General features: G+C 48.3%; 5 protein-coding genes. 1 reads left to right on the forward strand and 4 read right to left on the reverse strand.

The window, feature by feature from the left end:
* Positions 1–9 precede the first annotated feature (9 nt).
* Positions 10–1,878: an AbfB domain-containing protein gene (locus MKY95_RS32415; RefSeq protein ID WP_036611719.1), complete on the forward strand. Its 1,869-nt coding sequence runs from the start codon at positions 10–12 to the stop codon at positions 1,876–1,878.
* 254 nt (positions 1,879–2,132) lie between these two features.
* Here the strand turns inward: MKY95_RS32415 and MKY95_RS32420 are convergent, their stop codons facing one another.
* The 4 genes from MKY95_RS32420 to MKY95_RS32435 form a co-directional block, all read right to left on the reverse strand.
* On the reverse strand, positions 2,133–9,194 hold the full coding sequence (locus MKY95_RS32420) for an InlB B-repeat-containing protein (RefSeq protein WP_339196147.1): 7,062 nt from the start codon (positions 9,192–9,194) through the stop codon (positions 2,133–2,135).
* Between the two features lie 579 nt (positions 9,195–9,773).
* Positions 9,774–10,583, reverse strand: a complete 810-nt coding sequence (gene minD / locus MKY95_RS32425) for a septum site-determining protein MinD (protein ID WP_339196149.1) — start codon at positions 10,581–10,583, stop codon at positions 9,774–9,776.
* 406 nt (positions 10,584–10,989) lie between these two features.
* A complete protein-coding gene (locus MKY95_RS32430) occupies positions 10,990–11,688 on the reverse strand; it encodes a response regulator transcription factor (RefSeq protein ID WP_036671783.1) in 699 nt (232 codons plus the stop codon).
* Between the two features lie 4 nt (positions 11,689–11,692).
* Positions 11,693–13,834, reverse strand: a complete 2,142-nt coding sequence (locus MKY95_RS32435; protein ID WP_339196151.1) for an ATP-binding protein — start codon at positions 13,832–13,834, stop codon at positions 11,693–11,695.
* Positions 13,835–14,022: the final 188 nt, after the last annotated feature.

A 14,022-nucleotide genomic window follows, 5' to 3' on the forward strand; every position in this document is an offset into this window, starting at 1 on the left:
GTGTATGTAATGGGTAACAGGAAAGCCGTCTGGTTTCTGGTCTTTGCACTCACGTTCACCCTGTTTGGACTTCATCCTGAACGGACAAGCGCAGCAAGTGTCGCGATAACCAACGGTACCGATTGGCTCGATACCGCAGGCAACCCCATCCATGCGAACAGCGGCAACATTCTGCAGGTAGGCTCTACGTATTATCTGTACGGTGAACATGCGGTGGGCGGCAGGTTTGACAGCGTGAACGTCTACACCTCCACCGATCTGAAGAACTGGACTTTCAGCAACGCTATTCTGACGAAAGATTCCGCAACCGAGCTGGCTTCCAGCAAAATTGAACGCCCCAAAGTCATCTATAACGCATCAACCAACCAGTATGTGCTCTGGGCACACTATGAGAATGGAACGGACTACAACCTCGGGCGTGTAGCGGTCGCAACAAGCAATACCCCGAATGGCAAATTCACCTATGAGGGAAGCTTCCGCCCGCTGAATTATGAATCCCGTGACATGACCGTCTTTGTTGATACAGATGGCACAGGTTATCTGGTTACTGCTTCACGCAAAAATGGCGGTGCCAATGATACGATGGCTATTTTTAAAATGAATGCAAGTTATACGGGAATACAATCCTTCGAGGGCTGGCTGTTCGAGAACGCCTACCGTGAAGCACCTGCTGTTGTGAAAAAAGGAAACCGTTACTACCTCTTCACCTCTCAAGCCGCTGGCTGGTATCCGAATCAGGGCGCTTATGCTACAGCAACTTCCATGACGGGTCCATGGGCTGCGCTTACGCCATATGGCAATCCATCTGCCTTTGGTTCGCAGATTCATGATATTGCCACGATTACAGGCAGCAACACCACATCCTACATCTACATGGGGGATCGCTGGAATCCGATGAACCTCGGAGAGCACAAACATATCTGGCTGCCGCTAACCTTGAATGATTCGAACGGAACCGCATCACTGGAGTGGTATACAACGTGGAATATCGACGCAGTAACGGGTGCGGTAACACCGCCTGCTCTCGTCAATCATGCACAAGGCAAAACAGCTACCGCCAGCTCCACAGCCTCCGGCTCGTCTGCATCCAACGTCAATGATGGCAACTACCAGACTTCATGGGTGGCTTCCTCCAATAGCTGGCCTGCCTGGTGGCAGGTGGACTTCGGCGCACCAAAGACGATCACCGAGATCGACACGTCCTGGTTTATGTATAAAGGTTCCGAAGGGTACTACAAATACAAAATTGAAATTAGCAACGATGGAGTCAATTACTCCACCTTGGATCGCACCAACAATCTGACCTATGGCTTTACGACCGATGCTGTGCATTTCACAGCCCGTTATGTACGGATCAATATGGTGAACGCCGTCTTGTGGAATAATCCGGGTAACTGGTACACCCCAACTCTGCACGAAGTCAAAATGTTGGGCCCTGCAACACCTGAAGCCACAGGTTACAGCCGGTTCAATTCACACAACGTTCCGGATCGATACATCCGCCATGCCAATTACACCGCTCGCGTGGATGCCAACGTCTCTCCTGTTCTGGATTCCCAGTTCCGCGTCGTACCGGGTCTTGTCAGCTCCACAGGAATCTCGCTTGAGTCCATTAACTTCCCAGGCTACTTTCTGAAGCGTAATGCCAGCAACAAAATTGTACTTGAAGCTTACGCCAACACCGCCGCCTATAAGGGAGATGCTACGTTCCTAAGCAGTCCTGGTTGGGCTGATAGCACCAAAGTATCCCTTCAATCGTACAGTCAGCCCGGATATTACATCCGGCATTATGACTACGTTTTGCAGTTGGATGCTGTAAATGCAGCCAGCAGCGCAACTGTGAAGAGTGATGCCACGTTTGGGCGAACCAATTTCTAAACACATAAATTGGAGATAAGATTAGCATCTACATCTACAATTTAGATCTCGGGAAAGGCCGTTTTTTCAGGGTTCAAAACTGATTAACCCACCGAGGTAAAAGTCTAATGCCCATTCTGGAGGAAATCTGCAAATGGGGTGTGCATAACGTCCCAGAGACACAAACGCTGCATGAAATATAGTGAGTTATGTAATATATGCAAAAAAGCCTACTCCGATGGGAGTAGGCTCTTCTGCTAGTTGATCTATAAAAGTTATTTGAAATTAGGATCAAACTTCATCACGTTCATTTTACCTTGTTCCTTATAACTCACATAGATGTTATCGGTGCTGTCTATGGTGATGTCTAGCTGAAGAACGTCACCAGCGGAGAATCCGGCAGACCCTACGGGTCTCCAATCCATGTTCTCATATTTCAACACAGTCACCCTGTTGCCGTCTGCTGCATCTCGATAAGCAACGTAAGGCGTTCCTTCGCTGTCAAAGGCCATATCCATGCTTCCTTCTTGAGATGTACCGACCGAGAATCCGGAAGTGTTCACCTTTTCCCATGTCGTATCTTCTGACGGAGTCGAGTGCGGATATTTCCACATTTCAACACCATTGGAGCTGCTAAGATAGATCATATAAGGTACGCCAGATGGATCAAGCGCGGATGCAGCATCCATATTTGCAGTTATTAGATATGCTTTACCATCCAATTGTTTCCATAATCCATCTGCCAAGCTATATCCTTTTGCCACAGGGGTACCAGTTAACCTGAATGGAGCAAATAAATACATGCCGTTGTTTGGTAATGGTGCGAGGAAGGCTCTTAGACCTGCGAATGCCTCTAGTCTCGCTTCTTGTTTCCATCCACTACCTTCATGATAACTCCATGACATAAGCATTGACGGTTCCGCAGCATTACCGACCAAAATACCTCTAAACATCAGAAAAGGATTATCATCCTTATCGAAGGTAATGAAGAAGCTATCATTAACTTTATCCACTTTTCTGCTCGTCTTTCCATCATTCCAACTGAAATCAGAGATAGTAGATACTGGTCTCCACCACTTATGTTCATCATTATAATTCTTAAAGCTTACTTTACCTGAGCTATTCTTATAAGCAACATAAAGCTTGTCCTTACTGTCTATTCCGAGCGATATAGCTGAGCTCCCTAATCCTCCCGCTTTTTCAAGATCGCTTTGATTGCCAAAGGACTGCCACTTGCCTCCCTTAAATTGCATCACAAACACTTCGTAATTGTCCTTTATATAAGCCACGTAAGGAGTCCCTTGACTGTCGAAGATGACATTGGACTTACTATTCAAATCCAACAAGTCACCTACTTGCAGCCACGATGTCATCGTCCACTTCGCGTACAGGGTGATGTTTGACGTCACCGGCGTCATGAAGTCGTAGGCGATCTTCAGATCGCGATCGCTGTACCAACCTTCAAATCGATACCCTGCCCACTTCAGCGCAGCAGGTGCCACAGCTTTGTCGCCAGTAACCACCGTCTGACTACCTACTGCTGCCCCACCGTTACTGTCAAAGTCCACCGTGCGGCTGTTAAATGTCCACTTCGCGTACAGCGTAAGGTTACCCGTCACCGATGTCGTGAAGCTGTAGGCTTCATTCAGTCCGGCGTCGCTGTACCAACCGTTAAACACGTAACCGTCCCTCGTCGGTACGGCAGGCTCCGTAGCATTGCCGCCGTTTTCCATACTCTGGTTATCCACCGATGATCCGCCGTTACTGTTGAAGGTGACCGTATATATAGCCGTCCACTTCGCGTACAATGTGAGGTTATTCATCACAGGTGTCATGAAGCTGTAAGATTCATTCAGACCAGCATCGCTATACCAGCCTTCAAATACATGCCCTGCACGGGTCGGTGCGTCAGGAACTACTGCCGTGTCACCTTCACTCACGGACTGACTGCTCACCGACGATCCGTTGTTACTGTTGAAGCTCACTGTGTAGCTGTTCTTTGTCCACTTCCCGTACAGCATCACATTGGCAATTACACCTTCTGTGAAACCATAAGGTATCATCAATTCGCTATCGCTATACCAGCCATCGAACGTATACCCTTCCAGCATCGGAGCGCCAGGAGCAGTAGCCACGGCACCTTCATTCACAGTCTGTTCTGTGACCAACGATCCGCCGTTACTCTCGAAAGTTACAGTGTAGGTAATCGGTACATATACCGTCCACTTCGCGTACAATGTCAGGTCTCCCGTAACCATCATAGTCGTGAAATTGTAGGCGTTCATTAGCTCACTATCGCTGTACCAGCCGCTAAACACATAGCCGTCTTTCGTCGGAGGGGCAGGAGCCATAGCCTTGACGCCTTCATTCACTGTTTGGGCATCTACTACCGACCCTTCATTACTCTCGAAGCTTATCGTGTAAGGGATCAGCCACTTCGCATACAGTGTGAGATCCGCCGTCACCGCTGTAGCGAAGTCGTAAGCATTCGTCAACGTGTTATCACTGTACCAACCGCCGAATACATAACCATCTTTCGTCGGTTCAGTCGGCGTACTAATCGTGGCGCCAAACCCTACAGTCTGAGCCGGCACTTCTTCGGACCCACCGTTACTGTCGAAATTTACAGTGTAGTCGTTAATTGCCCACTGAGCGGTAAACTGGACATCTTCAGCAGGCATCGTGGTCGGAGGCGTTGGCGACCAACCCGTAAAGCTATATCCCTGCCATGTCGGAGTGCCTAGACGCAACAGCATCGTCGCTCCGAAAGGAACATTATCCGTTTTATTTGTTGCCCCAGAACCGTTATAATCAACCGTCATTTGGTATACATCACGCTTATAATATACCTTCAACGCCGTTTTGCCGTTGCTCGTGATTAGATCCGTCAGTACCGAAATGCTGTCGTCCCGCACGAAGCCATCATAGGATCTCGGCTTGACATCCGCCAAATTCGCCTCGGTACCCGTAACTCCACGATACGATTCCGTATCTGCAACCGTATAGGTGTCACTTCCGATATTTTGCAGCAAGTACACGACCTGATAAGGCGTACCCTCTCTCCCCGTCCACTTCGCTGTATACGTAGTATCCTCAATCGGCATTGTACTTGGAGCTTCTGGCGACCAACCGGCAAACGTATATCCCTGCCTTGTCGGCACAGGTATACGAGCAGCAATGTTCTTGCCAACGGCTTCCGTTAGCGAGATTTGGGGCGCACCGGCATAACCCCCAACGAAGGTCATCTTTCGATTCTCCGGATAGTAATTAACTCTTACGACTGTCGAGCCGTCTCCCTTGATTAATACGCCGCTTACCGTTCCGGTCGCATAGCCCTGCTCCTTAAACCTGTCGGAGCTGATTCGAATCTCTGTGTCCGTTGTTCCAGTCCTATTTTCAGTATCCACAGGCGGAGCCTGTATTCTGCTGTTCGGGTCTAGCACATAATACTCAACCGTATACGGCGTATTCTTGTTCGCAATCCAGTGCGCGTACAGTTTCCGATCCTCCGCAGCCATTCGGTTCGGAATCGTGATCTTCGTGCCGCCGGAAGCGGCCGTATACCAGCCGTCAAAGGTGTATCCTGGATATACCGGGGTGACCACACTGATTGGCGCGTTATAAGGAGCCGCCACAACCTGGGTCACTCCGCTGTTCTGTGGATCCAGCTGAAGGATGTAGTCACCCACTCTGGCAAGCCAGCTTAACTGAATCGTACGCTTGAGTGGCTCGGACATGAACGACGCCGGTGCCCCCTTCCAGGTGATAACCAGATTGCCATCACTCACCTGAATGTTCTTGTCCACCACTTCAATCATCCCGTTTGCTGCGTCATACTTGAAGTTTGGATTGTCCACCTGAATATCGAAATTCGAGCGATCATACGCCTGTTCATCCGTATCGCCTGTCTTCAAATCAAAGGTATTCATCGTGACCCACAACTCCGGTACAGCGATGGATGACGCAGAACCCGCCATGTTCACTTTGAGCGACTTATCCTGTGGATAGGCGAAGTCGTAGACGTTCTGTTCTTCTCCAATCGTATACAGTGGCCACTCTTCATCGACCAGCTCCACGCCGCCGGAAAGCGCTCCATCTCCTAATTGAGCGCCGAGTTCGACCTCCAAATAGATCCCAATCTCGACGAACAGGGCACCTAAAGACTTCGTGGTCTTCACCCCGCTAATATTTTTCAATTGATAATAGAAGTAGCCCCAAAGATTCACATACACACCGGGTTCTACAGCAAGCCCGATACTATTCAACTTGACGCTTCCAATCCCCGCTTTGACCTCCATATGAATACCAGCTCGTAAACCGATCGTCCCCATCACATAGAAGGTAAATTGGTAATCTCCGTCTCCCGGCAAGCTGACCGTATTGCTCGAACCACTGAAACTCAATACGCGCAAGCTAACCGAGTAGCGCTTCGCCATCTTATAGTAGAAATCTGCCCCCACCGTCAGGTTCACCTGGGCGCTGACCACAAACTCCGCTTCAAATTTGACTTCCACAATACCTAAAGCCACGCGTACGCTCTTTTCAAAAAGCTCTTTCTTGATTAACGGAACCCACTCCGTGTCTTGCTCCAACATCTCTTGATACTTTTCCTTCAACGATTCCGCATCTACGGCAGTATCCTGCACACCCGCCATTACCGCTTTAATCTGTGTCGCAATGTTCTGAACCTTTCCCAACCTGCCAGCGTTCTTCTCGCCCACCCAGTCATTCAGTGCATCATTTAACTTATCGTGTTCAACGAGAGCTATCTCTGCCGTGATGTTCATCCCGGTATAGCTATAAGCATCCAGATTCGCCGTAATTACATAATCATCAATGCTGTACCAGTAAGGAATCCCCCACTTTTTCAGCCAGTGCCCTTTCATATCCCCATTGATACCGAGGTCCAGGCTCATCTCCTGCACGAATGTACCCGTCATATGGATGACAAGATCGCTGTCTTCATTGATATTGACAACAATATCGGCACCCACTTGTAATGTAACGCTTACGCCTGAGGTTCGGCCGTCAATATTCTTCAGCCTCGTGCCGAGTGAAGCAAAAACGGTCAGATTCTCCACACTTACCCGGCTCCCTTTACTGGACGCTAGGGAGGACTGAGCCTTGATCTCCTGAATTTCCTTCGTCTCCATGGCGATGTCAGACAGATAATCCGCGGCTTCATTGACGAATCCGCTGTCTCTCGCTTGCTGCTCAATTTGCTCTTCGAGCTGTGCAATCTGTTCTTCCGAAAACAGATCGTCGCCGTCAATTGCTTGCTTCTGATAGATGTTGAAGGCATTTTCAATATCTTCAATGGTGGCATCTTCATACGTAATTACGTCCATCTCCGCCTCAGGCGTAATCGACGTAATACGTCCATAACCCATGATCTCAATACCTTCTTGATCGAATTGTCCATCATAAAAACCAATAAAGTCGCCCACATCAACAGTGGTCAGCTCATCCAAACCAAAGGGCTTGTACAGGCTGTCACTGTAGTTCATGGCAGTGTGCTCAACCGTGATGGAATGGTTATTGGGAATTCCATCCTTATCTGCTTCTATGCTCACCGGTAGAACATCCGGCTTGAACAACACTTGATTGGCATCTGCGTGATCATAAGTGTAGACACTTCCATCTACCGCCGTGATCTGGACATAGGCCACATCACCATCGTCTTCACCAGTCGTTTCGACTGTGCGCAGTTTGGGACTAACTCCCTCATAGATGGCTACGGTATCACCGACTTGAATTACCGTGCCAGTGCTTCCGGTGTACTTGAACGTTCCACTACTCGCATTCACTTCGGCGAGTGCATTTTCGCCACCTACCGTCGTAGTAACGACTGAAATCGCGGGCGAATCGACATCTGCTCCATTTATCACCATATCCGTGACATCCGTGAACGGAATGTAGATCATATTCGGATTGAGTGGAACATTCATGACTTCTTGTTTAGCAACGCTAAATACATAAATACTTGTCGTCGCGTCTTGGCCTTGGAAGGACAAGCTGTCATCCGTCAACGTAAGTTGATATGTGTTACCTTCAACGAACTTGCCGTTTTCGGCTGCTGACGATACCGTGAAAACTCCGTTCCCGCCAGAGACGGTAACCCCTTCGAATTCGGGATTCGCCGTATCCACGAAGTTCATCCCCTCTTTGACCTGGGATTCCGTTAGACTGCCCGATGAATCCTGCACCTTAATGGTGAAGTTCGGCGCGACATCCAGTACCGAATAGCTTGGTACGCTCTGTACTGCACGATCTATGCTATCCGTATACTTTGCATACAACTTTGTATCCGCGTTCAGGGTGCTGCCGCTTGCGAAGATGAGTGAAAGATCACTATCCGCAAACCACCCTTGGAATATATATCCTTCTTTTGTTGGAGCAGGTAGATTATTTAGCACCTGGCCTTTTCGTACCGTCTGCGCAGCAACTGCCGTGCCTCCGTTGCTCTCAAACGTGAGCGTATACGCAGTGGAACCCGTGCCTGGGTTACCTCCGTTATCTCCAGGCGTTCCGCCACCACTATTACCGCCGGTTGTTGGTGTCACCGGCGATGTCGGTGTTGGTGTTGGAGTAGGCGTCACCGGCGTTTGATTCTGATTTTTCCACGCCTCTACAACCGCGTTGTTGCGCATGAAGAGAACCGCTGCTTCCGCGCGAGTCGCTTGTGCACGCGGATTGAAGTTCCCCTTTTCGTCCCCGGTGAACACACCGGCTTGCCACAACTTGATGACCGCGTCAGCCGCCCAAGGCGATACATCCCCGAGATCGCCCGGCTCTGTCGTGACCGGATTCTCGGTCTGATAAGGGATCTGTTCGCTTTCGAAATACCGCAACGTCATCGTCGCCATTTGCTCCCGAGATACGGTAGCATCCGGCGAATATTTCCGATCCCCCGTGCCATCGGTAATTCCCTTCTTAACCGCCCATTCGACATATGGCGCATACCAGCTGCCCGCCTGTACATCGGCAAAGCTCGAAGTGGAGTACGCCCCGGCATCGACTCCCGCCATCCGTCCAAGTGCCGTTACATACATGGCACGTGTCATTGTCCCCTTAGGAGAGAAGCTACTCGCGTTCGTTCCGCTGAATATGCCCTTCTCCTGCACATGGACGACTGCATCATAGAACCAGTCGGTGGGACTCACATCCTGGAATCCAGTAGATGTGGTTACTTTTGTCATCTGCATCGGCAGTTCAGCCGCTACTGCCGATTGCGCTGGTAATAGGGGCACGGCAGAAACTACTAAGCTGATCACCAGCATCCACATCAGGATCTGCCGGCTCACCTTCCATCCCTGTCTTACTTTCTTCACTTTCATTCATCCCTTCTATGTATAGATCAAACTAAAAAAGACCTTCCAAAATTGGTTTCTAATCAAGCTAATCAACAAAGCCAGACTAATAGCGGATACCACTGACCCAGATCGGGATCATTGGTTTCCTGCGAGTCAGTTCGCTCGACACGTGGAGATCAAGCGAGGAAAAACTTTACATACAGAAATGGAATTGTCCTAGCTGCGGCGTTCAGCACATTCAGAACATCAACGTCAGCTCAAACATCCGACTGAAGAGATCCGACTGCTTTAAGGTACGATAATGCCAACTTTACAGATTGAATTCGTTCACCGACCTTCCTGATCAGTCGCAGTCGAATTGTGACACCGACACAGCAAATTATGTCGTTTTTTCTTCCGTATTTTATCATGCGAGATAGGGGCGCTTGTGAATTATAAAGAAAACTTTAAGTAAGCAACTACTCGCAAGTGAGAACATCAATGACATCAAAAAATAGCGGCGTAGGGAAGGTAACTCCCACACCACTCTTTCATGAATTCTTTAGCTCGTCTGCAATCCATTCCAGATGGTTCTCTTCCCAACGATTCATCTACCAGAATCGACTATAACGAACTACTCTTCCCCCAACGCAGTCTTGGAGGAAGTGAAAAAACACTAATATGCCTCTTGGGTTTCAATGAGATAAAAGGCTCCTGCTGATTCTTCGCCACATTGTGGGCGATATGCCTGAAGCGCAGCCCGCTTTCAAACTCAGGATTAAGCGCAATCGGGATGCCCTTATGTACGGAACGTATAATTTCTACATCGGCATGGATCACGCCAATCACACCGATATTGAGAATATCGATCATATCCTGCATCTTTACCGTTGCCGAACGGGCTTCCTGTCCGTCGGCCATATTAATAATGAGCTGTGGCGGAGCCGGAATCATATCTTCTAATAATCCGATTACGCGATCCGCGTCCTGAAGCGATGTACGATGAGGTGTAGTAACGACAATAGCCTCATCTGCTGCCAAAGCCGCATTCCAGAATCCATTTTCAATGCCTGCCGGCGAATCGATCAGCACATAATCATAGCCCTGGGCTATTTGCTGTACAACCTTGCCAAAAACTTGCGGATCATCATGATGCACCGTGTCGTTACTACAGGAGATAAAGGACAAGGTACTGATTCGCTTATCTTTGACGATCACTTGATGTAAAGCACATCGACCCGTCAGAAAATCAGAAATATGATACCTTACCCTATTACTCAAACCAAGCGGAATATCCAGATTTCTCAATCCAAAATCAGCGTCGATCAGGCAAACGCTGCTCCCCGATAAGGCAAGGGCAGTCCCGAGATTAGCCGTGACCGTTGTCTTGCCAACTCCGCCTTTCCCTGATGTGATACATATAACTCGTGCCATCGGAGCCACTTCCTTCTCTTCAAGTACTAATGCGGGACAGCAAGACAACCATTTCTTCACGTATTATCGTTTGATCAGGCTTGAATGTAACGTCCTCGTAGCTAATAATCAGTTGCAATTTGATGAAATATGTCGTTATATCGACCACAGTGATTTTATCATGATGGATTATCCTACTTGAGAAATCTAAAGAAAACTTTAAATCCGTGCGTATTGGATCGTTTAATTTTTCGGAGAGATGGCACATCATTTTGACGAGGATGGAAAAGCGCAGACTGGTGTTGAGGGATTCAATATCTTGAGTCGATTACGAAGCTAGTGGAAAGAACAAAAAATGGGCCAATAGCGTCAGATACTGCTCCAACGCCATTTTCCCATTTATAATAGACTACCCTTACTGCTATATTCATGCTTGTGACGTACTGTTAGAAACCAGCATATATCCACTCCCCCGAACCGTAATGATTCGCTCGGGGTCGGCAGGGTCAGACTCAATTTTTTTGCGTAAATTACTGATATGTACAGCAACCGTTCTCGTATCCTCCAGACTTTCCATTCCCCAGATGATTTGAAACAACGTATCGACACTGACGACACGATTCACGTTTTGTGCCATATAGGACAGCAGACTGAATTCTTTTTTCGATAAAGAGATAGATGTACTTCCCATGTTGACGGACTGCGTGTAGAAATCCAGTGTCAAACCCGGTAACTCCAGCAGTTGTTCCCTTCTACCCGTCGACACTCTGCGAAGGTGAGCCTTGATCTTGGCCATGAGCACTCCCGGACTGAACGGTTTGGTCACATAATCGTCCCCGCCATAGGATAATGCGCTAATTTTTATTTCGTCTTCCTCTTGACTGCTCAGAAACACAATCGGCGCACTGGTGAGATTACGCGCATTCCTGCACCAGTCAATACCGTTTTCATTAGCCAGCAATATATCCAGTATAATTAAATCCGGCTCAAACGATGCAAGCAGCTCCATCGCTTCTGACCCGCTATGACTGCAGGTGGAGACAAATCCCTCCCTATCACAATACACCTGCACAATCTCGCATATATGAGGATCATCATCAACGATCATGATTTTGTGCGTGTCCATCTCATCACCCCTTTCCTTCAATCACCGTACAAGGAAACGTTACATAGAATGTCGCCCCCATCTTGCCGTCGCTCTCCGCTCGAACCATTCCTCCGTGCGCTTGTACGATTTCCCTGCAAATTGCCAGCCCCAGTCCACTGCCCTCTATGCCCATTCCCGGCCGATCATATCTGTAATTACGTTCGAAGATTTGCTCAAGCTGATCCGGAGGAATCCCCATTCCAGAATCCTGTATGCTAATGACTGCATGGGGAGCATGATTCACCACTTCCACAACTAGTGCAATACGCACCAGCCCCCCGCTGGAGGTGAACTTCATGGCATTTGACACTAGATTAAATAAAGCCTGCTCTATTCTTTTCGCATCCATCTCGACAACTGGCAAAATAGATCGTCTATCCTCGGCATCTCCGATATCCAGTATGAAGTCTAATCCTGCGTCGCGCACTACCAACTCATATTGTTCAAAAAAACCATGCAAGAAAGGAATCATCTGAATCGGCTCCATTCGGTACGAGACTTGTCCAGTCTCCAAATGAGACAAGAAGGACAACTCCTCGATCATACGGTTAATCCTTATCGTGTTCTCCCGGATGTACTTCAGATATTGTTCATTGCGTTCCGGCTTGACCCTGTCCTGTATAGCTTCTACATATCCAAGCATACTGGACAACGGCATACGCAGATCATGCGTAATATAAGCAAGTAGCTTCTTCCTCCCTTGCTCGGAGTGAAGCAGTCGGTCATACGAGGTTTGGAGATCATCATGCACTGTAGATAAGGCCTGTGTTCGCTCCTGAACGGTCTGTTCCAGATTCATATTCATTTCAATCAGCTTGTCATTAACGTACTGTAATTCACGTGTAATTCTCTCTTCGTTCGATGCCGTCCTCGTAGATCGCGAAGACAGCAGAATCAGCTGCGCGATCGTAAATATCAATAAGCCAAGCGGAGATGTATTTCCAACTAGCGACCATCCGTTAAAATACAAAAAATCGTTGACAACCGTGACCAAAGTAACCACCGACACCAGCAGGAAGATCAGCGCTCCCTCCATACGTCGCACAGCCGCCTGAACCAGCCCGATCATCAGATAAATCATATGTAGAACTACCATCACACCGATTACCAGCAAAAATTTTGTATATATAATTGCAGGGGTTACCACTACAAGGATACAGAATGCCCCAGTTACGATCCGGGTGCCAAGGCGAAACCATCGCGACACATAATTCGGAAAAATACAATCAAAATACATGGTGATGATATAACCGCTGAGGCAAAGAATCAGATATTCGATCTTGAACTGCAATTCCCAAGGAAAATGAGGCAACCATTGTGTAAAGATAAGCTCGCCGTTGAACAAGGATCGAATACCAAGCAGTACAGTAAACAGGCCAAAATATAACGGAGCTTTATCCTTACGTCGCAACATAAACAACAGCAGATTATACAAACCGATCACTAGCAAACTTGCCGTGATGAACATATCCCTGGCAAGATTCAGATTGGTCTTGGTCGTTAGTACGTCACTGCCACCCAGCTCGATATCCTTGGTAATGCCGCCCCGATGATGTTGGAAGTTGGATACTTGCATGACCAGCTCTAACGTGTCGCTTTCAGGCTGAAAATACACCAGCTTTGTTTCCAATTGCGGGGTCATGCTGTGCTTGTCCTGACCAACCTCACCAACTTCTGCCAGCAGCTCGCCATTGACCCATAATTTGTACGCATTAAAAATGCTAGACAGCCGCAGAGCAAGCATCTCATCGCGATCCTGGTCGCTTAGATGAACGACCAGTCCAAAGGTTGCATAGCCTGTACCGCTCAGCCGCTGACCTTCTAACGGGTAGCCCAGCCAGGAGCTTGGGATGTTAATCCAGTGGTCCTGATTTCCTTCCCTTGCCGAACGAACCCGCATATCCTCAGGCGACAGCAGTTCTTGCCAATAGAACGCCCACTTCCCTGTTAATTTTTGCGGATTCGTACTAAGTTGAGCCTGCGTTAAATCCAGAATACCTTCTTCACTTTGGAGCCTAGGAGAGTCCGGCGAAGAGAGGACGACATAGCCTGTAACCAAACCAATAACAGCAGCAATGATATACAACCAAACCTTACGAGAACCGACTCGGAGAATCTCCCTCATGATGAACCCAACCCCATTCTACAAGAGCGCAATAAGTAAGTTGATCATCCAAATAATATCATCAATACAGGAGAATGTACCCTGCAAATTTCTAGCAGGTGTCGATAGCTAACATCGCGATGATACCCTTTTGACGACGCGCGCTTAGCTGGGTGCGCCGCCACAAAAAAAGTACACACTTTGAAGTG

This window comes from Paenibacillus sp. FSL P4-0176 (assembly GCF_037975265.1).
Classification (GTDB): domain Bacteria; phylum Bacillota; class Bacilli; order Paenibacillales; family Paenibacillaceae; genus Paenibacillus; species Paenibacillus amylolyticus.